This is a genomic window from Bacillus sp. YBWC18, from assembly GCF_002998775.1.
Taxonomy (GTDB): Bacteria; Bacillota; Bacilli; order Bacillales; family Bacillaceae; genus Bacillus.
Window position 1 is genome coordinate 1 of sequence record NZ_PVRI01000006.1, and the last position, 24,113, is coordinate 24,113.

At 42.4% G+C, this 24,113-nt stretch carries 25 protein-coding genes and 1 pseudogene; 8 read left to right on the forward strand and 18 right to left on the reverse strand.

The genetic code is table 11. The features are described from left to right. Positions 1–329 precede the first annotated feature (329 nt). A complete protein-coding gene (locus C6348_RS15695; RefSeq protein ID WP_034664951.1) occupies positions 330–1,208 on the reverse strand; it encodes a nucleotidyltransferase-like protein in 879 nt (292 codons plus the stop codon). Positions 1,209–1,397: 189 nt separating this feature from the next. On the opposite strand from C6348_RS15695, the gene C6348_RS15700 reads away from it, so the two are divergent. After that, positions 1,398–1,745, forward strand: coding sequence for a YgzB family protein (locus C6348_RS15700; protein ID WP_003217804.1), 348 nt, complete (start codon positions 1,398–1,400; stop codon positions 1,743–1,745). Between the two features lie 34 nt (positions 1,746–1,779). On the opposite strand, the gene perR is transcribed toward C6348_RS15700, so the two are convergent. After that, positions 1,780–2,217 carry a peroxide-responsive transcriptional repressor PerR gene (perR, locus tag C6348_RS15705; protein WP_012009347.1) on the reverse strand — a complete coding sequence of 146 codons (438 nt, stop codon included), beginning with the start codon at positions 2,215–2,217 and terminating at the stop codon, positions 1,780–1,782. A gap of 157 nt (positions 2,218–2,374) precedes the next feature. Further along, complete coding sequence (gene bcp / locus C6348_RS15710) at positions 2,375–2,842, reverse strand: thioredoxin-dependent thiol peroxidase (RefSeq protein ID WP_034664955.1); 468 nt, start codon at positions 2,840–2,842, stop codon at positions 2,375–2,377. 129 nt (positions 2,843–2,971) lie between these two features. Between bcp and C6348_RS15715 the strand changes: the two genes are divergently transcribed. Next, a complete protein-coding gene (locus C6348_RS15715; protein WP_034664957.1) occupies positions 2,972–4,267 on the forward strand; it encodes a glutamate-1-semialdehyde 2,1-aminomutase in 1,296 nt (431 codons plus the stop codon). Positions 4,268–4,514: 247 nt separating this feature from the next. After that, on the forward strand, positions 4,515–5,588 hold the full coding sequence (locus tag C6348_RS15720; RefSeq protein WP_034664960.1) for an FUSC family protein: 1,074 nt from the start codon (positions 4,515–4,517) through the stop codon (positions 5,586–5,588). A 233-nt stretch (positions 5,589–5,821) separates the two neighbouring features. Here C6348_RS15720 and C6348_RS15725 read toward each other — a convergent pair whose 3' ends face one another. The 10 genes and pseudogenes from C6348_RS15725 to fabL all read right to left on the reverse strand — a co-directional run bounded on the left by C6348_RS15725 (position 5,822) and on the right by fabL (position 15,491). After that, complete coding sequence (locus tag C6348_RS15725) at positions 5,822–6,718, reverse strand: ABC transporter permease (RefSeq protein WP_060595821.1); 897 nt, start codon at positions 6,716–6,718, stop codon at positions 5,822–5,824. A 17-nt stretch (positions 6,719–6,735) separates the two neighbouring features. Further along, on the reverse strand, positions 6,736–7,737 hold the full coding sequence (locus C6348_RS15730) for an ABC transporter permease (protein WP_060595826.1): 1,002 nt from the start codon (positions 7,735–7,737) through the stop codon (positions 6,736–6,738). 184 nt (positions 7,738–7,921) lie between these two features. Beyond that, positions 7,922–9,508 (reverse strand): ABC transporter substrate-binding protein, encoded by a 1,587-nt coding sequence (locus C6348_RS15735; RefSeq protein WP_060595820.1) that lies wholly within the window; start codon positions 9,506–9,508, stop codon positions 7,922–7,924. After that, the gene (locus C6348_RS15740) at positions 9,483–10,460 is read right to left on the reverse strand and encodes an ABC transporter ATP-binding protein (protein WP_106043692.1); all 978 of its coding nucleotides are present in this window, start codon (positions 10,458–10,460) and stop codon (positions 9,483–9,485) included. The genes C6348_RS15735 and C6348_RS15740 overlap by 26 nt, the downstream gene beginning before the upstream one ends. After that, positions 10,429–11,451 carry an ABC transporter ATP-binding protein gene (locus tag C6348_RS15745; protein ID WP_106043693.1) on the reverse strand — a complete coding sequence of 341 codons (1,023 nt, stop codon included), beginning with the start codon at positions 11,449–11,451 and terminating at the stop codon, positions 10,429–10,431. The genes C6348_RS15740 and C6348_RS15745 overlap by 32 nt, the downstream gene beginning before the upstream one ends. Positions 11,452–11,563: 112 nt before the next feature. Beyond that, entirely contained in the window at positions 11,564–13,306 is a 1,743-nt protein-coding gene (locus C6348_RS15750; RefSeq protein WP_106043694.1) for an ABC transporter ATP-binding protein, read from the reverse strand. A 94-nt stretch (positions 13,307–13,400) separates the two neighbouring features. Continuing rightward, positions 13,401–13,931: a nucleoside tri-diphosphate phosphatase gene (ntdP, locus tag C6348_RS15755; protein ID WP_012009337.1), complete on the reverse strand. Its 531-nt coding sequence runs from the start codon at positions 13,929–13,931 to the stop codon at positions 13,401–13,403. Between the two features lie 147 nt (positions 13,932–14,078). Beyond that, positions 14,079–14,339, reverse strand: a complete 261-nt coding sequence (locus tag C6348_RS15760; RefSeq protein ID WP_106043695.1) for a YgaB family protein — start codon at positions 14,337–14,339, stop codon at positions 14,079–14,081. A 174-nt stretch (positions 14,340–14,513) separates the two neighbouring features. Continuing rightward, positions 14,514–14,663 (reverse strand): annotated as a pseudogene (locus C6348_RS15765) (gamma-type small acid-soluble spore protein); the annotation flags it as partial. A 75-nt stretch (positions 14,664–14,738) separates the two neighbouring features. After that, positions 14,739–15,491 (reverse strand): enoyl-[acyl-carrier-protein] reductase FabL, encoded by a 753-nt coding sequence (fabL, locus tag C6348_RS15770; protein WP_106043696.1) that lies wholly within the window; start codon positions 15,489–15,491, stop codon positions 14,739–14,741. A gap of 81 nt (positions 15,492–15,572) precedes the next feature. Between fabL and C6348_RS15775 the strand changes: the two genes are divergently transcribed. Beyond that, positions 15,573–15,797 (forward strand): hypothetical protein, encoded by a 225-nt coding sequence (locus C6348_RS15775; protein WP_060595815.1) that lies wholly within the window; start codon positions 15,573–15,575, stop codon positions 15,795–15,797. Here C6348_RS15775 and mutY read toward each other — a convergent pair. Further along, complete coding sequence (mutY, locus tag C6348_RS15780) at positions 15,784–16,884, reverse strand: A/G-specific adenine glycosylase (RefSeq protein WP_106043697.1); 1,101 nt, start codon at positions 16,882–16,884, stop codon at positions 15,784–15,786. The genes C6348_RS15775 and mutY overlap by 14 nt on opposite strands. 191 nt (positions 16,885–17,075) lie before the next feature. Between mutY and C6348_RS15785 the strand changes: the two genes are divergently transcribed. Further along, positions 17,076–18,056: a metal-dependent hydrolase gene (locus tag C6348_RS15785; protein ID WP_106043698.1), complete on the forward strand. Its 981-nt coding sequence runs from the start codon at positions 17,076–17,078 to the stop codon at positions 18,054–18,056. A gap of 27 nt (positions 18,057–18,083) precedes the next feature. On the opposite strand, the gene rsoA is transcribed toward C6348_RS15785, so the two are convergent. Together rsoA and C6348_RS15795 are read right to left on the reverse strand one after the other, a co-directional pair. Continuing rightward, complete coding sequence (gene rsoA / locus C6348_RS15790; protein ID WP_034664988.1) at positions 18,084–18,305, reverse strand: sigma-O factor regulator RsoA; 222 nt, start codon at positions 18,303–18,305, stop codon at positions 18,084–18,086. Continuing rightward, positions 18,253–18,855, reverse strand: a complete 603-nt coding sequence (locus tag C6348_RS15795) for a sigma-70 family RNA polymerase sigma factor (RefSeq protein ID WP_106043699.1) — start codon at positions 18,853–18,855, stop codon at positions 18,253–18,255. The genes rsoA and C6348_RS15795 overlap by 53 nt, the downstream gene beginning before the upstream one ends. Before the next feature lie 166 nt (positions 18,856–19,021). Between C6348_RS15795 and C6348_RS15800 the strand changes: the two genes are divergently transcribed. The 3 genes from C6348_RS15800 to C6348_RS15810 all read left to right on the forward strand — a co-directional run bounded on the left by C6348_RS15800 (position 19,022) and on the right by C6348_RS15810 (position 20,934). Next, positions 19,022–19,186 carry a YvrJ family protein gene (locus C6348_RS15800; protein WP_073204399.1) on the forward strand — a complete coding sequence of 55 codons (165 nt, stop codon included), beginning with the start codon at positions 19,022–19,024 and terminating at the stop codon, positions 19,184–19,186. A gap of 94 nt (positions 19,187–19,280) precedes the next feature. Then, complete coding sequence (locus C6348_RS15805; protein ID WP_106043700.1) at positions 19,281–20,444, forward strand: oxalate decarboxylase family bicupin; 1,164 nt, start codon at positions 19,281–19,283, stop codon at positions 20,442–20,444. 67 nt (positions 20,445–20,511) lie between these two features. Continuing rightward, positions 20,512–20,934, forward strand: a complete 423-nt coding sequence (locus C6348_RS15810; protein WP_060595810.1) for a regulatory YrvL family protein — start codon at positions 20,512–20,514, stop codon at positions 20,932–20,934. A 4-nt stretch (positions 20,935–20,938) separates the two neighbouring features. Here the strand turns inward: C6348_RS15810 and C6348_RS15815 are convergent, their stop codons facing one another. Further along, positions 20,939–21,412, reverse strand: a complete 474-nt coding sequence (locus C6348_RS15815; protein ID WP_223251588.1) for a DinB family protein — start codon at positions 21,410–21,412, stop codon at positions 20,939–20,941. A 69-nt stretch (positions 21,413–21,481) separates the two neighbouring features. Beyond that, a complete protein-coding gene (locus tag C6348_RS15820; protein WP_106043702.1) occupies positions 21,482–24,073 on the reverse strand; it encodes a YfhO family protein in 2,592 nt (863 codons plus the stop codon). Between the last annotated feature and the right edge of the window lie 40 nt (positions 24,074–24,113).

Genomic DNA, 24,113 nt, shown 5'->3' on the forward strand with positions numbered 1-24,113 from the left:
AAACTCTCCGAGGTATGCAGGATGCATATCACACATGCGTTGCTACACGATGTAGCGAACTTAGCATGTGATCATTTCCTGCCTCGCCAGTTTGACTGACTACCTATGATGTATCATAGGATTTTTTATAAAAACTCGAATTAACAGGTACGTTTTGTCTTGTTTAGTTTTCAAAGATCATCTTCATTGTCGCTCAGAGGCGACTTTCTCAATATAACATTTCGGCGCTGTGTGCGTCAAGTGTTTTTTATAATTTCTTTTTGTCAGCTTTTCTTTCAAAGCAACTTGGTTGCTCGTTAGCGACGTATAATAATATACCATCATAATATTCATGCGTCAATATCTTTTTTCACAAAATATCCTCGATGATAGATTTTTTGTCCCTTTGTCTCAATCGGCTCCACTTGAACAATTCCTTTTTCCACAAAGAAATCAATCATGACGCTAAGGTCAGGCGTGAAATACTTGAGATCAGGATGCGCGAGAAGCTCGCCAAAAAGCCATATATCTTGCTGTTCCATGACATGACGCAAATGAGCGGCACCAATTTCTGCTTTTGAATGGATCAAAAAATCATTTGCTAAAAATAAAAGTTCCAAACGCTTATGCAGACTTTCATGGCTTTCAATCAGTTCTGAATAAAGTTTGTATACTTCCGGCTCCATATGACGCACCTGATTCCAAACCGTCACTTCTGGGTGGAAGCCTTTATCGATCACTTCAATACGTGCTAAGTGATGCAGGGCATGCACAATGGAATTATATGCATCAAGGAATTGATTTGACTCAAAAAATGCTTTTCCTTCTATATATCTGCGAATGAGCTTGCCGTATTCTAAACCGATTTTAAGTTTGCGGTTTGAAAACGGGAATGTACTCAGTTCATCAATCAAGTTGAAAATATATTCATTTCGATCAAATAGGACTTTCCCATTCAAAATCCAATCAATGATTCGGCGGTTAGTGCCGAGGGTAATCCATTCCTTCAGCTGATCATCTGTGACAACATTTAAAGAAGCTGTTTGGTGATCGGATTCATAGTGCTTGATAAATAACGGCTCTTCCGCTTCTTTTACAATGACTAGAAGTGCTGCATCAAAGTTATCCGTCTCAGAAGATACTTTGTGTCTTCTTTCTACTATAATCACAGCTAATGTGTCTGGATGGCTTGCTCTCTCTTGATAAATAGGACGGAGAAGATTTTCCATAGTGATTCCTCCAATACTCGGGTGTAAAGTTCTTCTCTAATGCTATGTATTTCTCCTCATAGAATCAAAATTCCTTCAATACAAGAAAAAAGATCATTGAATCATTATAAGCAATTTATTCACAAAACTCTATAACTAATTCAAATGGAAAGGTAAAATGTGCTATATTGGAGACAAGGGGGACTAGGGATGGCGAAATACTCCAGTAAAATTAATAAAATCAGAACATTTGCACTTAGTTTGGTTTTTGTTGGCTTTCTGATCATGTATATCGGTGTGTTCTTCAAGGAATCGATTTGGCTGTCGACTTTCTTTATGCTGCTCGGCGTCTTATCGATCGGATTGAGTACAGTGGTTTACTTTTGGATCGGTATGCTTTCTACAAAGGCAGTGCGTGTTGTTTGTCCAGGCTGTGAGAAGGAAACAAAAGTGCTTGGGCGGGTGGATATGTGCATGCATTGCAGAGAGCCGCTTACACTCGATCCAGCATTAGAAGGCAAAGAGTTTGATGAATCCTACAATCGAAAAAAGTCATAAAAAAAGCTGACCATTTAACCGGTCAGCTTTTTCATTAATGATTTTCTTTTTTCGCACATTCTTGACAAGTTCCATAGATCTCCAAGCGATGATGACTGACCTTAAAGCCCGTCACATGGGATGCAAGCTGTTCTACTTCATCAAGGCCAGGATAATGAAAGTCCACTATTTTTCCGCAGTTTTCACAAATCGCATGGTAATGGTCAGATGTCGCAAAATCAAATCGGCTTGAGGAATCACCGTACGTTAATTCCTTTACTAATCCAGATTCCCGGAAGACTCGTAAATTGTTGTAAACCGTTGCGACACTCATGTTTGGAAATTTTCCTTCAAGTGCTTTATATATATCGTCCGCGGTTGGGTGAGTCATAGAATTTACGAGAAACTCCAAGATGGCATGGCGCTGCGGAGTAATTCGAACACCGGTTTCTTTTAAAGCATCTAAAGCGTCTTTTAGTTCGTGAGCAGCCATTTCATCATGCACCTCTCTTCAAAAATATTCTTATATTATAATCTTTATAAATAGTGTACCCCCAGAGCCGAATCTTTGTCAATTACAATCCTCTTTTTTACCTATTCTTCTTCACAAAAAAGACCGGCATGTCTGCCGATCTCATCCTGTGATGATATTAAGCGTGAGCTTTCAGTTCCTCAAGCGCTTCTTCTACGTGGTCTTTCACCTTGACTTTTCGCCATTCTTTCACAAGCGTTCCTTCTTTATTAATAAGAAACGTTGAACGTTCAATGCCCATGTATTCTTTGCCAAAGTTCTTTTTCAGCTTCCATACCCCAAAGGCTTCAGATAATTTCTGTTCATCGTCTACAAGAAGCAGGAACGGTAAATCATGTTTTTCTTTAAACTTTTGGTGCTTGTCCTGACTGTCTGGGCTTACGCCGATAATGACAGCATCTAATTCTGCAAAGCTTTGATGGCGGTCGCGGAAATCACATGCTTCTGTTGTACAGCCTGGTGTCATATCTTTTGGATAGAAATAAAGGACAATATGTTTTCCTTTAAAGTCAGAAAGCTTTACTTTCTCCCCATTGTCACCGGTTAATTCGATTTCAGGTACTTGCTGGCCTATTTCGATTGTCATGACACAATCCCTCCAACCTATTTTTTAATTAGCCTATCCAATTTTGAGAGGATATTCAACTAAGGACGCTTGCATCGGCATGTTAAAATAATGATAGACGACGTGATACGTTGAGATAGGAGGCTATTTATGAAATTCACAGAATCAGAAAAATTACATCAAGAGGCGCTGGAGCATATCGTTGGAGGTGTCAACAGTCCGTCTCGTTCATATAAGGCAGTAGGCGGCGGTTCACCCGTGGCTATGGAAAGAGGAGAAGGCGCTTATTTTTGGGATGTTGATGGAAACCGCTATATCGATTATCTAGCAGCATACGGTCCAATTATTACAGGACATGCTCACCCGCATATTACAAAAGCTATTACAAAAGCGGCTGAAACAGGTGTCCTTTACGGAACGCCAACGAAGCATGAAGTCACTTTTGCTAAAATGCTGAAGGAAGCCATGCCTGCTTTGGACAAAGTTCGTTTTGTCAATTCAGGAACAGAAGCGGTGATGACAACGATTCGTGTCGCGCGCGCATATACAGGCAGAACAAAGATCATTAAGTTTGCCGGATGCTATCACGGCCACTCTGATCTTGTGCTTGTGGCAGCTGGCTCTGGTCCTTCCACTTTAGGAACCCCTGATTCAGCAGGCGTACCAAAGAGCATCGCCAATGAAGTCATTACCGTTCCATTTAATGATATTGACAGCTACAAAGAAGCATTGGATCGATGGGGCGATGAAGTAGCAGCTGTCCTTGTCGAGCCAATTGTCGGGAACTTCGGCATCGTGGAGCCTAAGGACGGCTTCTTGCAGCAGGTCAATGACCTCACTCATGAAAAGGGCGCACTTGTGATCTATGATGAAGTGATTACAGCTTTCCGCTTTATGTACGGAGGAGCACAGGACTTGCTTCAAGTAAAACCTGACCTCACTGCATTAGGAAAAATCATTGGCGGCGGACTTCCGATCGGTGCTTACGGCGGTAAAAAAGAAATTATGGAGCAAGTCGCTCCTCTTGGACCAGCCTATCAAGCTGGCACGATGGCAGGAAATCCTGCATCCATTCTTTCTGGTATTGCATGCTTGGAAGTGTTAAAACAAGATGGTGTTTACGAGCGCCTTGATCAGCTTGGCGCTATGCTAGAAGAAGGCATTTTAGCCCATGCAAAAAAACATCAAGTAGATATTACGGTGAACCGCTTAAAAGGGGCTCTCACGATTTATTTCACAAAAGAAACCATTGTAAACTATGAACAGGCGGAAAATACGGATGGCGAAATGTTCGCCCGCTTCTTCAAATTAATGCTTTCTCAAGGGATTAACCTCGCTCCTTCTAAATATGAAGCTTGGTTCTTAACGATCGCACATACTGAAAAAGATATTTCTGAGACGCTGCAAGCAGTAGATCATGCGTTTGAACAGTTAAAACAATCATAATAGGGTCAAAAACAGGCGAAAAAAAATGCGCCTGTTTTTTTATTTATCAGCTCTTGTTTGTCAAAAGCGTGCGAATCTGTTACATTTCTTCTCAATACCTTCTTTTGATGTTTTCATGAACTTTCAAAAATCACTTGAATATTTCGGAAGACCGCTGTATATTACTTAGTTGTTTCATCAAAATATTGATGATAAATGACGAGTGATCATCTATTATCAAAAAGAAAGGAATGCAGGGACAAAACCAATGAAACTTGGAGCCCGTATTTTAAAAACTGGTATTGCCATTGTACTCGCGCTTTACCTGGCAACATGGCTTGGGTTGCCAACGCCCGTCTTCGCGGGAATTGCAGCTGTATTTGCTATCCAGCCATCTATTTATCGATCTTTTTTAACGATTGTTGATCAAGTGCAAGCCAATATTATTGGAGCAGCACTTGCCATTACGTTCGGTCTGCTTTTTGGCACTGGGCCAGTCATTATCGGTTTAACCGCCGTCATGGTCATCGCCATTAATTTAAAGCTGAAGATTGAACACACGATTCCAATTGCACTTGTAACCGTCATTGCGATTTTAGAAAGTGCTGGGGATCATTTCCTTTCCTTTGCCTTAATTCGAACAGCTACTGTGGTGTTAGGAGTTCTTTCTTCATTTTTAGTGAATTTAATCTTCCTGCCGCCAAAGTATGAAACTAAGCTTGTTCATCACATTATGGAAAATACGGAGGAGATTTTAAAATGGATCCGTCTGAGCTCCAGACAGTCTACTGATCATTCCACTTTAAAGGATGACATCGATCAAATAAAAGAACGCATGATCAAATTAGATCACATTTACTTGTTATACAAAGAGGAACGAAGCTATTTAAAGAAAACAACCTATGTAAAATCAAGAAAGCTCGTTTTGTTCAGACAGGCAATTATGACATCGAATCGTGCTCTTTACTTGCTGAAAAAGCTTCATAAATTAGAAAATGAGATTCATTTGATGCCAGAGCATTTCCGGGAAAGCTTAACGGATGAGATTGATTATTTACTGTATTGGCATGAGCGGACCTTGATGAAGTTTGTCGGAAAAATGAAGCCGCAGGATGATGAATTTCAAAACGAATGCTCTCTTCGCCTTGAAACGTTAACGAAATCATTTATCCAGCATCAGCAAAACCAAGAAAACGACTTGCTCGATTACAATATGCTGAATGTCATGTCCAGCATCATCGAATACCGTGATGAACTAGAGCATTTAGATACATTGATTACAAGCTTCCAGACGTATCACCCAAAAGACAGTGAAATTGAGACAGATGAAAAAGAAGCATAAATTGAGAAAAGACCGATTCCTAGAATCGGTCTTAGATTGTTGACAAAGGGCTAAAATGATCTTGATTTTAGCCCTTTGTCTTCTTTTCAGCGTGATAGAAAACCTTTGCAGTCTAGGAAGGACGAGTACCGGAGTGGAGCGAATTGAACATTCGTGAGTGAGCACCGGCACGCAGGACTGACACCGAATGCGAGGGTTTGTCTGCGCGCTGAGACCGATTCCTAGAATCGGTCTTATTTTATTTTCTTCATTTTAGGATCCAGTGTGTCTCTTAATCCATCTCCCATCAAGTTAAAGCCCAAAACTGTCAGCATGATCGCTACACCTGGGAAAATTAATGTCCAGGGGGCTTGCACGAGATAAGGTCTCGCATCGGCGAGCATTTTCCCCCACTCTGGGCTTGGTGCCTGTGCACCCAATCCTAAGAAGCCTAAAGCGGCTGCCTCGATAATCGCCGTTCCGATCGCAAGCGTCGCCTGTACGATGACCGGTACCATACTATTTGGCAGTATGTGACGCAGCACGATGCGGCGGTGTGACATCCCAACCGCCTTTGCTGCCAGCACGTATTCTTCTTGTTTAATACTCAGCACTTTTGAACGAACGAGCCGCCCAAAGGTTGGGACATTAATAATCGCAATGGCAATAAGGGCATTTTGTAAGGAGGGGCCTAAGATGGAGACGATCGCAATCGCTAGTAGAATACTAGGAAAAGCGAGTAAAATATCAAACACTCTCGAGATCACAGCATCTAGCACTCTTCCGCCATAGCCTGCTATCAATCCAAGCAGTGTGCCTAAAATGACAGACCCGAGAACCGAGAAGAAACCAACCCATAAGGAAATCCGCGCGCCATGCACAACTCTTGAAAATATATCTCTGCCGAAATCATCCGTACCAAACCAGTGCGCAGCTGAAGGGGCGCTAAATCGCTCACCAAGAGATTGTTCATTGATTCCATAAGGAGCAATGAGCGGTGCGAATATCGCTAGGATAAGAAATAAAAAGACAATCACACTGCCAATGACCGCCAGCTTGTGCTGAAAGAACTGCTTCATCGATTCAAGAATCAATGATTGAGAGCGTTCTTCTTTTGGTTGAGGTGGTTCAAGCTCTTTTTGTGCTTCCATGTTGTCACTCTCCTTCCCTAATATTTAATCCTAGGATCAATGACTGCATACAAGATGTCCACGATGAAATTGATCAGGACAAATATCAGCGCAACGACGAGAATGCCAGTTTGAATGACTGGATAATCACGATAACTGATGGCGTCATATATATATCGGCCAATTCCCGGCCAAGCAAAAATGGTCTCTGTTAAAATGGCTCCGCCAAGTAAGAGGCCTGTCTGAAGACCAATAATCGTTAAGATCGGAATAAGCGCATTTTTCAGCCCATGCTGATAAATGATGAAAAATGAACGTACCCCTTTTGCTTTTGCTGTTCGAATAAAATCTGAATGAAGCACTTCCAGCATACTTGCCCTTGTTATCCTCGCAATAATCGCTGCAGGAATTGTGGCAAGAGCTGTACTTGGTAATATCAAATGCTTGATGCTGTCAGTGAATTGATCAAACCGGCCTTGCAAAAGCGTGTCCAGCGTATGAATATACGTGATCGACTCCACTGGATTCCTTACGTTTTCTCGGCCCGTCGTCGGCAAAATACCTAATTCGATCGAGAACAGCCACTGCCCCATTAAGCCTAACCAGAAAATCGGCATAGACACTCCAATGAGTGCAATAAACATTGCGACATAATCAAAGATGGAATGCTTAAACCAAGCACTAATGATTCCGGCATTCACTCCCACAACAATCGCCAGCACCATGGCAAAAAAGGTCAATTCTAACGTCGCAAATAAGTAAGGCTTCATTTCCTGGGCAATAGCCGCTCCTGTTCGTATCGAAGTCCCTAAGTCCCCTTTTAAAAGCCCCAGCATGTAATGTCCGTATTGAACATACCAAGGCTGGTTTAAACCGAGCTGGATGGTTAATTGTTCTACTGCCTCTTTCGTTGCCCGCTGTCCTAAGATGACCTGTGCTGGATTCCCTGGAATAAACCGAATAATTGAAAACACGACCAATGTCATTCCAATCAGTACTGGGATGAGCATTCCTGCCCGCTTCATACAATAAGCAAACAAACAGCTTTCACCGCCTTTTTCTTTGTCTTCTTTTCAGCGTGATAGAAAACCTTTGCAGTCTAGGAAGGACGAGTACTGGCGCGAAGCGAATTTGACATTCGTGAGCACCGGAACGCAGGACTGACACCGAATGCGAGGGTTTGTCTACACGCTGTAAGGGAGATACAAGATCTCCCTTATTTGCTTATTCGAAATACACGTCAGTTAAAGCTTCTGAACCAGTTGGATGCGGCTGATAGCCTTTTAAATCATTAGATGCTGCAAGCATTGGGATCGAATGCACCAATGGAATCCAAGGTGCTTCATCATGAATGATTTCTTGCGCTTTTTTATACAGGTCATTTCGTTTCTTTTGATCTGTATTTGTTTGCGCTTCAATGAGGATGTCGTGCATTTTATCGTTTTCGAAGAATGTATAGTTGTTGCCGCCAATGCTGTCTTTGTCCAAAAGTGTGTAGATGAAATTATCAGGATCGCCATTGTCCCCTGTCCAGCCTAATAAGAACACATCTGCTTCCCCTTTACTTGCCTTATCTAAATAGGTCGCCCAGTCATATGTCACAATTTCTGCTTTGACGCCGACCTTTTCAAAGTTTGATTGAATGACTTCTGCTACCTTCATCCCATCTGGCATATATGGACGCGGTACAGGCATCGCCCAAAGCTTGATGCGAAAGCCGTCAGGAAAACCCGCTTCTTTCAAAAGTTCCTTCGCTTTTTCTGGATCATACGGATATGGATCAATGTCGTCATTGTAGCCTTCTAAAGCTGGGGGAAGAGGATTTTTTGCTGGCTCGGCAAGTCCGCCATAAAATGACTCAATGATGGATTCTTTATCGACCGCGTAATTGAGCGCCTGACGAACGAGTTTGTTATCAAGCGGCTTTCTTGTGACGGTCAGTCCGATATAGCCTACGTTCATTGATGGTCTTTCTATGAGCTGGAGTGCTTTATCAGTTTTAATGCCATCTAAATCTGACGGATTCACGCCATCCATCAAATCGATCTCACCTGTTTTCAGGGCATTTAAACGAGCCGAGTTTTCTGGAATAGAGCGGAAGATGATTTGGTTCAGTTTTGGTTTATCCTTCTGCCAGTAATCTTCGTTCTTTTCTAACACAATACGGTCGTTTTGCTTCCACTCTTTAAACTTGAATGGTCCTGTTCCCACTGGATTCTCACGAAAAGAATCACCGCTTTTTTCAACAGCCGCAGGACTTGCGATGCCAAACGGTGACATAGCAATGTTTTTAAGGAATGTCGCCTGCGGGCGCTTTAGCTGAAATTCAACTTCATGCTCTCCTTTGACGATGATGTCTTTAATCACATGTCCTTTATCTTTTTTATAGCCGCCAAACATGCCATAGTAAGGAAATTTTTCTGCATCGCCATTCATCCAGCGGTCAAAGTTGAATTTCACTGCTTCTGCGTTAAAGTCTGTGCCATCGTGAAATTTCACACCTTCTCTTAAGTAAAATGTGTATGATTTTCCGTCCTTTGCAACATCCCAGTCTGTTGCGAGACCAGGATGGATGGTCGTGTCTTTCTCACCATAATTCAACAGCTTTTCAAACATATTCTCTGTGACCTTGAAGGTTTCGCCTTCTGTCGTTGTGATCGGATCTAGTGAAGTGGAGTCTCCTCCTCTGCCAAATACGAGGGTGTCTTTTGTTGCTTTTTCTTCTGATGACGGTGCGGACGAGCATCCCCCCAAAAACAGTGCAAGTGCCAGCACAAAAATGAAACTACTGAATAACCATGTCTTCTTCATTGTGTTCCTCCTTTTGATATAAGTAACACGCCGCTGCGTGCCCCGGTTCCTCCTCATACAAAGCAGGTACTGCTTTTAGGCATTTCTCCCACCTTTTTGGACACCTTTTGAAGAAAGGACATCCGCCTTCTATCGTCATTGTGGACTCTTCTGCTGACACATCTTGCGTATCCAGCACGTGGTCCATATGTGGAATGGATTTCAGAAGCAGCGACGTATAAGGATGAAGCGGGCTGTGAAACACGTCTTCGGCAGGCCCCATCTCAACAATGCGGCCAGCATACATGACTGCGATTCGGTCGCTCATATATTTGACAACGCCAAGATCGTGAGAAATAAACAGATACGTCAGAGAAAGCGTCTTTTGCAATTCAAGCATCAAATTCAAAATTTGGGCTTGAACGGATACATCTAAAGCCGAAACGGGTTCATCCGCAATGACAAGACTTGGATGGGTAATGAGTGCTCTAGCGATACCAATACGCTGCCTTTGTCCGCCGCTGAATTGGTGCGCATAACGTTCCCCGTAGGAAGGATCAAATCCGACAATGTGCAGCATCTCTTTGACCCGCTTTCGTCTATCTGCTTTCGTCCCATGTTTATGAACAATGAGCGGTTCCTCTAAAATATCTTTGATTTTCATTCGTGGATTTAATGAAGCGTATGGATCTTGGAAAATCATTTGAATGTCTTTTCTTAAAGAACGCATCTCTCTTTCTTTCAAAAGAGTGACTTCTTGCCCTTTCAGTTGAATAGAGCCTGACGTCGGTTCAGTCAATCTCATTAAGCTTTTGCCAAGTGTTGATTTCCCGCAGCCCGATTCACCGACAATGCCAAGCGTTTCCCCCTCCTTCACGTGAAAGGACACTTGATTTAAAGCCAGAGTCGAATGTTTGTGTTTAGAAAAAAAAGCGGCTGTGTCATACCGTTTTGTCAGCTGATTCACTTGCAAGAGTGGGCGACTCAGTGTCTTCTCCTCCTTCCATTAGAAAGCATGCCACGCGGTGGTCCTGTTCAATGGATTGTAAAACTGGATCTTCTTCAAGACATTGCGCCATTTGATAAGGACAGCGTGGTGCAAATTGACAGCCGGATCGAATGGTTCCCGGCTTAGGTACATGACCTGTAATAGAGATGAGCTTTTCTTTTTTCTCTTTAAATGATGGAACTGAGGCGAAAAGACCTTTTGTGTAGGGATGCAGAGGTTTTTGAAAAATACGGTCAACGGTTCCTTCTTCTACAATTCGACCGGCATACATAATCATGACTCGCTGGCATATTTGCCGCACGACGCCTAGATCATGGGTTATAAATAAAATAGCGGTGTCCATCTCTTCGTTTAGCTTTTTGAGCAGGCGAAGGATTTGCGCTTGGATGGTCACATCAAGTGCAGTTGTCGGTTCATCTGCGATCATGAGCTTTGGGTGACAAAGCATCGCCATCGCAATCATCACACGCTGGCGCATGCCGCCTGATAATTCATGCGGGTATTTTTTAAGCAACGATTCGGCTTGTTTCAATCCGACTGTCTGAAGCAGATCAACCGCCTTCGCTTTTGCTTCTTTTTGACTGATTGCTTGATGTGTGAAAAGGGCTTCTGTCATTTGTTTACCGATGGTCATTAATGGGTTCAGAGAGGTCATTGGCTCTTGAAAAATCATCGAAATGTCATTCCCTCTTATCTCTCGCCACTGTTTTTCTGAAAGCGACAGCAGATTTTGCCCTTCGAATTGGATCTCTCCCGTTGTATCTGTTTGCTGGTTCAGCCCCATCAATGACATAGATGTGATACTTTTCCCGCAGCCAGATTCGCCAACAATTCCTAAGGTTTCTCCTTTTTGAATCGAGAACGATATGTGATGGACGATGGGTACTTTTTGCTTTTTTTGCTGAAATGCAATGGACAGCTGTTTGACATCTAGCAGCACGTCTTGTTCTTTCACATATTCACCACCCCGTCATACTTTTTAAAATTGTATTGAGACAAGCTGGGAAATATGTCATGTTTTTGACAAGCATAAAAAAGCCTATCCGCTAGAATCGGATAGGCTTCTACTAATTTAATGTTTGAATGGTAAATAGATGGCGATAGTGGCTGTCTCGGTTCATTAATTCTTCGTGTGTTCCTTTTTCCACAATTTCGCCTTGTTCCATGACGACAATGAGGTCAGCATGTGTAATCGTTGATAAGCGGTGCGCGACAATAAAGGTTGTACGCTCCTTCGCTAGCTTTTGCATCGCTTCTTGAATGTAATGTTCACTTTCTAAATCAAGTGCAGACGTCGCTTCATCTAAAATCAAAAGCGGTGGATTTTTTAGAAAGACCCTTGCAATTGAAATCCGCTGTTTTTGACCGCCTGACAGCTTCACGCCCCGTTCTCCTACCTTCGTGTCATATCCTTCAGGAAGAGACATAATAAAATCATGGGCATTTGCCGCTTTTGCAGCCGAAACGATTTTTTCAAAAGTTGCTTCTGGATCTCCAACCGCAATATTTTCTTTAATCGTGTCACTGAATAAGAATGTATCCTGCAGCACCATTCCGACTTGATTTCGAAGGCTTCTTGCTTTGTACTCTTTTATATCGATGCCGTCAATTTCAAGAGACCCGTTTGTCACATCATAAAATCTTGGAATTAAGCTGACGAGTGTCGACTTCCCTCCACCGCTCATTCCTACAAGCGCAACCGTTTGTCCTTTTTCTACTTTCAAGGAGATATTGTGCAGAATCTCTTCCTGTGTGTGTTCATAACGAAACGACACATTTTTAAATTCGACCTCACCTTTTAAATGATCAGCTTCTTTTGCATTCGGCCGATCTGTGACCTCATACGGCTCATCAATAAATTCAAAAATACGATCCATTGACGCCACTGACTGGGTTAAAGTCGTGGATGAGTTAATGAGACGGCGAATCGGGTTGTACATCCGGTCAATATAGCCGACAAAGGCAATCATGGTTCCAATCGAAAGCGATCCATTAATGACGGTGTAGCCAGCAAATGCAATGATTAATAGCGGTGCGATGTCAGTGATGGTATTGACGACGGCAAATGTTTTGGCGTTCCAATTCGTGTGATTGATCGCTTTGTTTAAGAAATTTTTGTTTTCATCATGAAAATGTTCTTGTTCATATTCTTCAATGGCAAAGCTCCGAATGACTGGCATTCCTTGTACCCGCTCATGCAGATGCCCTTGCACCTCAGCCAGCGCCTGCGACCGCTCTTTTGTCAGCTTGCGAAGCCTGCCGTAAAAATACTTCACAGCAAACGCATATAGCGGAAAAATAATGACAGACACGATGGTGAGCTTGATGTCCAGTGTACACATAATGGCGATCACGATCAGCACGGTCATCAAATCAAGCCAAATGTTCATAAGACCTGTGATGACAAACTCCTTTGTCTGCTCCACATCGTTGATGACCCTTGAAATAATTTCCCCAGTTCTCGTGTTGGCATAATAACGAAGACTGAGCTTTTGAATATGCGAGAACAGCTTTTCCCGAATATCAAATAATACCTTACTGCCTGTCCACTGTGCGTAGTATTGTCTATAGTATTCAACAGGCGGCCTCATCACTAAAAATAAGACGAGCATGATTCCCATAATGATTAATAGAGATGATGTCTTTTCTTCAGCCGACCCCGAGCCTTGAATGACATCATCAATGACATACTTTAAAAGCAGAGGCAATGTTAAGGGAATCGAGAACTTGATCATCCCGATGACCATTGTCAATGCAATCTGTTTTTTATACGGTGTAACAAAAGCCATGTAGCGTTTAATGACCCCCATGTAAATCTCCTTCCCAATCTATCAGTGCCTCTTCTCCGTACGCAGTCAAAAACCTGTTAGCCTAAAAAGCCAAACAGGTTTTTGCTGCTCTTGCTTATTTTGTATAATGTAAAAAACGTTCATACCACATATCCACAAATTCAGGAGCAAACGGACCTTTCCGCTGGTGAATCCAATGCAATAATGTATTCAGATGCTCTCTTAAGATACTATCGATTTCCTTTGGATAATTCATCTGCCTCTTATGATCTGCATATTCATCCTCATCCAAAATATTGTACGTCATGTCTGGAAAGACTTTGACATCTAAATCGTAATCAATATACTTAATTGCTTCTTCATCTGTCGCAAAAGGAGAGCTGATGTTGCAGTAATAATATACCCCATCATCTCTAAGCATCCCAATCACATTAAACCATTGTTTTGCATGGAAATAGCAAATAGCCGGTTCTCTCGTCATCCAAGTACGGCCGTCGGATTCAGTCACCATTGTACGGTCGTTTGCACCAATGATACACAATTCCGTTGCTTTCAGAATGGTGGTTTCATTCCAAATCCTGTGGATCAAGCCATTGTGTTTATAGCTTTGAATTTGGATGGTTTCTCCTTCCTTGGGATAGCCCATATTTTCTCCCCTACTTTCTATAACAAACAAACCTAACAGTCCAAAGACCTAATTTCCCAACTAAACATGTCTCTATTATATTATACCGTTACATCATTAAAAAATGAAATGAAAAAGCCATTCAACCCAATTGAACGGCACACTGTCTTACATCACGGTTGAACTCTTTTCCATCTGCTTGTATGAATTGATGACCTCTTCTGTCTGTTTTGTAAATAAGGTTTGGACTTTTTGCAGTTCCTCCCGTTTCTGTTTGATTTGATCATGAAGCTTGGTCCACTCTTCTTTTTTTTCATCCTGTAGCAATTGTTTTTCTGTTTCTAAGCATAGATCGAGTTCTCCCTGGACATCGAGCAGCTGATCCATGAGCTGCATTTGTTCTTTGACAAGCTGATCGAAATCAGACATCTAACTCCTCCCTTTTATTCGAATCCACTTTTTGTCTGTATACCATTTCTTGAAAGAACGAGGAAATCCTTTGACTGTTTATGTAGAGGTTTTACAGGTTTTGTCGCATGATGGTGAGAGGCAAAAAGAAAAGCACTTCATTCGTATATGAAGTGCTTTCCTCTGTTTCAGTGATTAGCTGTTTTGTTGTTTGTTTTGCTCAGCTTTTTGGTTGTATTTTTTTACTTGCTGTACGTCAGTCTCGCTAGCAAATTCAGTACCAAATTGACCGCCTTGTGCAGAAGCTTGGTTTTGTTTCTTCACTTGTTGAGCGTTTGTTTTGTTTTGTTGTTGATCCATCATTATCACCTCCACGCACATTAATTTGTGCAGAAGGTGTACATCCTATTCATGATTTTTTTAAACTAGCAAAGAACGTCCGCCATCCACAATAATGGTCTGTCCTCTAATCATGTCTGCCTTGCCTGATACGAGGAACTCCACGCTGTCGACCATGTCTTTAATTTCTACCATTCGGCCAGCAGGTGTATTTTTCTTCGCATCTTCTAAAAGTTCTTCCCGGTTCGGGAAATGTTTTAGTGCATCTGTATCGATCGCACCGCCTGATACTGCGTTCACGACAATATTTTTTTGTGACAGCTCAACGGATAGGTAACGCGTTAAAGCTTCTAGTGCCGCTTTTGATACGCCGACCACTGTGTAATTTTCAAGGTAGCGGATGGAGCCTAGTGAGCTAATGCTGACGATATGTCCGCCGCCATTTTTCTCCATTAATTTCGCCGCTTCTTGTCCGCAGAATAACAAAGCCTTCGCATTGATATTCATCGTCCAGTCCCAATGATTTTCTTCAAGGTCCATGATTGGACGCTGAACACCTGATGCCGCATTGTTCACAAATACATCTAAACGGCCAAAGGTTTCATCGATTTGCTGAAACATATCTTTGATTTTCTCAGGCTGGCCTACATTGGCTTTCACGACCAATGTTTTGACGCCCATCGCTTCAATTTCTTCCGCTGTTTCAAGTGCGGCTTTTTTGCTTCTCGCATAGTTAATGACAATGTCATATCCTTTTTCACCCAGGCGAAGGGCTACTTCTTTCCCTACTCCTCTGCTGCTGCCTGTAATTAATGCACATTTACGTTGACTCATTATGGTTCATCTCCTGATTTGAATAGTTTTCGTTCATTCGCTTCACACTAATAGGAAAATTCCTATTAGGAGGTTACATTCATGTATGTCGGACGCGATTTAAGCCAGCTTGGCATGATGTCCAAGGATCAATGGAAAGATACTGAGCTTGCTTTCTTTCATCATGCTTTCCAACAAATTTTACCTTATTTGAACGAAGAAGGGCAATCTAAGTATCGAGAAATCATTTCTGAAATTGAAGACCGCGGGGGTCTGCACAGAAATGAAGCCGATTATACTCATGGTACAACGGTTAAATACGACTAGGCTCTTCAAGTGCCATCTTCCAGATTTTTTGGTGTGAGACTGGCAAAGCATATGCCTCAAATTCCTCTGTTGTGACTTTTTTCAGCATCGTGTCATTAGATACAGAGGTAACTCGTCCAAAGAAAACAGAAATATTCCAGATGAGGTGGGTAAATACGTGCTGAATGGTGCCTTCTAAATCACCAAGCTCCGCTTGTACGCCTGCCTCCTCTTTTAAGAAATCAATTAACTGCTCTTTTTCCGTTTTTCTTCCCTTCATGGTTTCCATGTTAGGGAATTCCCATAAATTCGCAAGAAGGCCTGTACTTGGCCGTTTATGAATATAGAGGTTGCCTGCATCATCAAATAACACCGCTGCTGCCATTGATTTTGCAGTCGGCTTTTTCTTTTTGCTTTTCACTGGGAGCTCATGCTGAACGCCTTCCTCTAGTGCCGAGCAATGCATGTTCACAGGGCAAATGAGGCAGGCAGGGGATGTTGGGGTGCAAATGAGCGCACCAAGCTCCATTAGCCCTTGATTGAATTCTGAAGGCTTTTCCCGGGAAATGAGCTGATCGACCGCAAACTCGAAAATATTTCTCGTTTTTGGTTTTGCTATATCATCCCATACAGACAAAATACGGGAAATGACCCTCATGACGTTGCCGTCTACCGCAGGGTACGGCTTGTTATAGGCGATACTCAGCACTGCACCGCTCGTATACGGGCCTACACCTTTGAGCTTTGAAAATTGCTCTTTCGTATCAGGGACAACGCCCCCGTAGGATTCATATACTTCTTTCACAGCTGCCTGTAAATTACGAACTCTTGAGTAGTAGCCAAGACCTTCCCATGCTTTCATGACCTTTTCTTCATCAGCTAAAGCGAGATCCTTCACCGTCGGGAATTGCTCCATAAACCGGTTGAAGTACGGAATGACCGTATCCACTCTCGTTTGCTGAAGCATCACTTCTGATACCCAGACGCGGTATGGATCCTGATTTTCACGCCATGGCAGTGTCCGTTGTTCTTTTTCATACCAATCAATTAAATCATGCTGAAATCCCGCAATATCTTTGCGGTCCAGCTTTTCTTGAATGTCTTTCATATCTATACTCCTTCTCATTGAACCGAGGGCTAACGTTCTGAAAAGAACCTTATTTGTTGTATACTGTTTGTAGATACGTTAACATGTTACATTAAATCAGGACAAAGCAAAAGTGATTTTGCACATAGTCTTGAAAGAAGACGTATACTTTGTATGATTGTTCCTAAGCATGACAACTAGGAGGTAATCAATTGGATACTGGTACTCATGTAGTAATGGGCATTTCTCTTGGGGGACTTGCACTTTTAGATCCAGCCGTCAGCGCAGATCCACACATGGCACATGCCGTGATGCTCGCGACCATTGCCGGCTCCCAAGCACCAGACATTGATACTGTGCTAAAACTAAAAAATAATGCGGTTTATATAAGAAATCACAGAGGATTTACACATTCCATTCCAGCTGTACTGTTCTGGTCAATACTGATACCGGCTGTGATTTTCCCATTTGTGCCGGGGGCGGATTTACTTCATCTGTGGTTATGGACTCTATTAGCCGTTGTGCTCCATGTGTTTGTCGATATTTTCAATGCATACGGCACACAGGCCATTCGTCCATTTTCAAAGAAATGGGTAGCGCTTGGGATCATTAACACGTTTGATCCTTTCATCTTTTTTACACACCTTGTCGCCATTGTCGTTTGGGCCATTGGCGGTCATCCCGGCTATACGTTCATCTCGCTGTATACCGTGATTTTCTGTTACTATATCGTCAGGGTGATCATGCAGCTTCAGATTAAACATCAGCTGCGTGCACAATTCGATGAAATTGAAGACATTATTATTTCGCCTACAATGAAGTTCAGACAATGGCGCATTGCCGTGAAATGTAAATCCTCTTTCCATGTTGGGCGCAGCATGAATGGAGAAATCGTCATTTTAGACACCTTTAACCGCGTGCCGGTCCCTGATACTGAAATTATGAAAATTGCCAAACAAGACGAAAACATTTCAGCCTTTCTCTCCTTCTCCCCTGTCTACCGGTGGGAAGTAGATAAATACAAGGATCATTATGAAGTGCGGTTCATTGATTTGCGCTACCGCAGCAAAGGTCACTATCCTTTTGTCGCGATCTGCCATATCGACATGGACCACCAAATCAAAAATTCCTATACCGGCTGGATTTTCAGTGAAGAAAAACTGCAAAAAAAATTAAGACTCGGCTCTGTGTGAGCGAGTCTTTTTTTGTGTTTACATCTCTTACAACTTCGTCATATATTCCACAATAAACTCCCAAAAGCCAGGTCCCTCTTGGTAAATCAGCCAGTCTACTTTTTCGATGAGTTTGATATAGAGTTCTTGTTCGAGGTCTTCTCTTTCTTGATATGCCGTGTTTTGTAGTTTCTTTTTGATCATGGGTGTGAAGGTTTCAATGAGTTCTTCCATTTCTCCATTGGTGATTTTGTCTTCGTTCACGGACATCTCCCCCTGTTTCTTCTTTTAGTTTGTTGAGTGCTTTTTTGTGAATGTTTGAGATATTTTGTCTTGATTCGCCTGACTGATCAGCTATTTCCTTCATCGTTTGACCTTCGACATAGATTTGGGTTAAGACCATTTTTTGTTTGTCTGTGAGCTGCTGGTAGGCCTTGTACAATGTTTGGTCTTGCAGGTGCTCTCCTAAGTCTTGCTGGTTGAAGAGCACGGCTTCATACGTATCTGTTTGAACAGGATCTTTCACTTCTTGTTGATCAGGATGATCGAGTATGAGCGGAAAACGCTGCTGCTTTTTTTTGACTCGTTTATCAAAGTCGACTGAAAAGATGCGGATCATTGTGGAAATATACTTGATGATGCGGATTTTTTGATAAAACTGCTTGAACTCGGAATCTAGCTTTTTCGCATTTTCTTCGTTTGGCTCTTCCATGACTTGCCGGAGCAGCTGCTGGTTTTTAGGGTTGCTTAAAAATTGCTGAATGAGCGGGTGATCAACGATTTCCTTCCATTTTGCTTTCAATAACAGCCGATAATCCATGTGCATCCTCCCCTTTGTTCTCTCTACTTGCATTAAGTGGACAAAAGTTAAAAAAAGTAAACTTTGTGAAACGGGTCTAATGGTTCATTTTCTCCCCCTTTGATTTCCTATTTCTTCTTTCATACCACTTATAGAGAAGACGAGCATCCGCTGGGAGGTGAGACAAATGGAGACCTTTTTTTCGGAGGAATGGCTAAAGCAGCTCGGTCAGGCTGGCTTTCCTGCCATTTTGACAGTTTATTTGCTGACACGCTTTGAACGAAAGTTTGATGAATTAAGCAAACTCATCCAACGATTAGTCGCTGCTCAAAAAAATGATGAATCAGATTGACATCTTCTTGATTCGTTTCACCTTATGAAAACGAGGGCGAAATGAAAGGCCTTTTGTCACCTCACACAATACGATGTTGAAAGGGGATTTTATCATGAGTGAAAAGCAAAATGGTGTACCACAGCCGATCCGGGGAGAAAAAGGGGCAACGGTCAAAATTCCACGTAATCTCGAGCGAGACAGACAAAACCCAGATATGCTCATGCCACCAGAAACCGATCATGGAACGGTTCCCAACATGAAATATTCTTTCTCTGATACGCACAACCGTTTAGAAAAAGGCGGCTATGCCCGCGAGGTAACGGTACGTGAACTGCCAATCTCTAAAAGTCTTGCCTCTGTGAACATGCGGCTAAAGCCTGGTGCAATTCGCGAGCTGCACTGGCATAAGGAAGCGGAATGGGCGTACATGATTTATGGGGAAGCCCGAATTACATCGGTTGATGCAGAGGGGCGCAATTTTACAGAGGATGTGACCGAGGGTGATTTGTGGTACTTCCCTTCTGGCTTGCCACACTCTATCCAAGCACTTGAACCGGGAGCTGAATTCTTGCTTGTGTTTGATGATGGTTCCTTCTCTGAAAATAGTACGTTCCAAGTGACTGATTGGCTTGCCCATACGCCAGAGGAAGTTGTGCTCCAAAACTTTGGAATGACAAAGGAGCAATTTGAGAAACTGCCAGAGAAAGAGAAGTATATTTTCCAAAAAGGAATTCCTGGTTCCCTTGAGTGTGACAAGGTGAAAACAGAGCAAGGAGAAGTCCCGAATTCCTTTAAATATGAGCTGTTAAAGCAAGAGCCGATTACGTCAAGCGGTGGACAAGTGTGGATTGCGGATTCTACCAATTTCAAAGCTTCTAAAACGATTGCCTCTGCTCTTGTGAAAGTTGATCCAGGTGCCATTCGTGAGCTGCACTGGCATCCAAATACAGATGAATGGCAATATTTCATTTCTGGAAAAGCTCGAATGACGGTATTTGCTTCTGATGGACATGCGAGAACCTTCAACTATCAGGCGGGAGACGTTGGCTATGTGCCATTTGCGATGGGGCATTATGTAGAGAATACAGGCGACGAACCGCTTTATTTCTTAGAAATCTTTAAAAGCGATCATTATGCAGACATTTCACTCAATCAGTGGCTTGCGGTCACACCGAAACAGCTTGTTCTTGATCATTTAGATCAAAGTGAAGAATTCTTGAAATTGCTTGATACTGAAAAACACCCTGTCATCGCTGCACCTAAAAAAGAGGATTAATTCCACCTTCCTGCAAAAAGGCTGTCCTTTTTGCAGGTATCTTCATGTAAAGGAGTGTTGTTTATCCATGCAGCAATCTGTTCACGCTTTATGGCAAGGGGTGAAGTGGCTGATGGCGATATCGGTTGTCTGTTACATATTTTTGTTGTTTTGTGTGCTGTTCTTTCATTTGACGGGTGCTTTTTATCAATCAATTTTATCGCTGCTACTGTTTATGGGCATCTATGTTGTACTCGGGATATCTTTTGAACATCTGGAGCACGTGCTCATGCAGTTTGTTCGAAAGTGCCGGTCTAAAAAACGATCAATCGTTTTCTATGCCATTTTATTTCACCTTTTGTTTATTTGGGGTGCTGTTTATTTATCAGACGAATTGGTTGACGGCATTTGGCTGTCTACTTCTGAGGAAATTCTTTTTGCCCTTAGTCTTTGGTTGTTTCATTTTTTGTTTGATTATGCGACGTTTCCGTTTGAGAAAGAAGCTTCGTGACTCTCTATCGTCTTTCTGGAGAGAGCGCTTCTTTGATCTGCTTCATATGATGGATGTCGTGATCAATCAGTCCTTGAAAATAACTTGATAACGTCAGCTCGGATTGACCGATAAAAAAACATGTATTCCAGCGAGATGCTTCGATTTTCTTTATTTCTTGAAGCAATTCTGTTCTGACAGTAATAAATCGTCCAATCGTCTCGCTTCTCTCTTCGTGCCTCGCCCTTTTGGCTGACTGCCGATTCATTTCATGCACATCAGGTGCCTTAGATAATGGACGATTGTTCCAAAATTCCTTTAGACGATCGTGTAAAATAAATTCATCCCACGGAACGAAATGTGCGATGATCTCAGCAATGCTCCACTTTCCATCAGCGATGGCTCTGCGCCATTCTTCGTCTGTTATTTCTATTAGTGACTGTACCCATTCAAGGGTGTGTTCATAATGATCAGTAATGGATTCTTTGTTTAACGTCAAATGATTTTCCCCCATTCTCATGCTTTTGTGTTGATTGTATCAATTTTGAGAAAGATAAAAAAACACCACTTATGATGAAAAGTGGTGTTTCTTGTGTTTTCTCCATGCATATAGGATCGCACCAATCAAACTGAACAAAGAAATCAACGCAAGAATTCTAATATAAGGCGGATAGTAGGTTAGCACAATCTCGTTTTTGCCTTTTTCTATTGGAAAACCAATAAAAGTGTAATTGGCTTTTTCAATATCGGTTTGATGTCCATTCACCGTGAGCTCCCAGCCTTTTTCATATGGAACAGGAAGAACCATGTAATCATCGCCGCGCTTGTTATCATATGAAATCGTAAAGCGGTTATTTTTAAGCTTTACCTGCTGGCTGCCATCATCCTGTTTTTCTTTTTCATATGCTTTTTCTAGGACGCGGTAAGGTTCTTGATACAGCTTCATTTGATTGAGCTCATATGTCCCTTTTGGTACTCGAATGGAGAGGATCTTTTCCGCAGGGACTCGAATCGTCACTTCATTTACGCCTGTTTTGTAGATGGATGTATTGCTTTTTCGTGAGGTGACGTAGTCGTCAACGGATAACTGAAACCCTGCGTTACGGTCGGTCCGCTTCACATAAAAGCTCACATACACATCCCCAGCGCGAGCGATGTCATCTGGCAGTGTGATATTCAGACCGCCCATTTCCCCGTATACATCAAGCACACCGTGTTCGTATACAGCTTGTTCCGTATGGATATTCGTATCTTTGACGCGATTTGCTGCGCGCTCGATTTCAGCGTTGCCTTTCTTGTCTAAAATGACGCCTTGCAGCATCGCATGCTCTTTATCAAGTGCTGAGGCATTCTTTAAGGATTGTTCTGAATACACGGTGCTTGTTGTTCTTGCAAATGGCAGTGACCGAGTATTTTCATATACCTCATAATGCTCACTTTTCAAAATTGGCTTAAAATAAGCTGGCGGTGAGTAAGGCATCATGTTGTTTCTCATATAATACTTTCCGTAGGTCAGGCTGTATAAATTCGCCCTGTCCCCCATTGTTGCATAACGGCTGACACTTTCCCTTCCCATATCGATTTGCAGGTCATTCCAGTAGAAATTGAGCAAATGCTGATTCAATATACTTGAATACACGCTCATGCCTTGGAAGCCTTCAAATAATGGGGTATTGTTTCGCACGCCATTCATCCAATCAATCCGGGCGAGCGGATCTTTTGAGCGGCTTTGAATCTGCTGAATGAGCTTCATTTGCTCATGTCCAGCATATGCCTCACTATTCAGATACGTATCTGATACGCTCTTTATATTGCTTCTTTCAGATAAGTATTCCTGCTGATACACGCCTGCTGTCAGTAGGCTAATGGCAAGAAGCACAGCTGAAAAGAGACGAAGGTGCTGACGTTTTTCCGCATGCATCCATAGGAAGAACAAGCTGATCACAAGCAGTCCTATGCCTGTAAACACAACGACATCCATGTTTCCCTTTGCTCGTTCTGAAAGAGCGACTGCGAGAAGGAACACGATCCAAGCGCCTAAGACCGCACGCTTTTTCCACTTCCACTCGATTTGTGAGAAATGCTTGATCATGATGGCAACAACCGCTCCAACTGTAAAGGCAAGAATGTATTCAAATCTGTACTGCGGTGCCGAAAAACCATTAAACACGCTCGCCATCTTTGGGCTAAAGTGAAAAATAATGAGCAGGATACTGATGGATGTGAACATGAAAAACCATCTGTTCCGGTAAAGCGGAACGAGGAACAGACAAATCAGAAAAATCACGGGTAATAAATATACCCTGCTCATAAACAGCAGATGATCATGCAGATCAAACCAAGGTATAGATTGATCATATGGTGGTCTTACATTATTGAGAAAGCCATAAACAGACGGGATAAAAAAAGCGGCACTGTTCCCAAAGGATAACAGCGTAGAGATCGCAAGCGTCCAGAACACCTTCCACCCGCGCTCCTCACTTCGCAGCTTGATCATATATCTGAAAACAAGATAGATCGCTAAAAAGATAAAATGAATATAAGCAAAGTAAAAGTTGTTGATGAGCATCAGGCTGCAAGCCAAAATAAACCAAGCCGGCTTACCCGTTTTGAATATCCGTTCAACCCCAAGCACAAGCAGCGGAAGCCACATCATGCTGTCGGTAAAAAACTCCCAAAATGTTTGATGCCGAAAATACACAATAGACAGTCCGTAAATTGCGGCACCTGTCAATGCACTTAGTCTATTTTGAACCATTGAAAGAAGCACACGGTAAGCGATGATTAGAATGAGCGTCAGCTTGATCACGCTCAGCCAAATCACAGCATTTGCCCAGAAATGAATGTCCGTTGACTGTATGAGATGAAGCGCATTCATCAGCCAGACGACAGCGACTGTCACCATAAAGACCGTCGACGTTGTGAAATAATACCCTAATTGCGTGTATGTACCGCCGCCTAGACCGAATTGATAGGAATAAAAGAAATTCCCTTTGACATATTCGTCGTAAAGCAGCTTTTTAAATGGGAGCATTTGCGAGATGCCGTCCCCATCTCCTGTCATGTACCGGCCTTGCGTATATTCATATAAGAAAAAGGAGTGTCCTAATAAAGCAAGAATGAGGCACATTCCAATGATTATCCATCTACGTTTCATCATCTAAATCCTTTCCACAAAAGATCCACTGTTCTTTGAAACA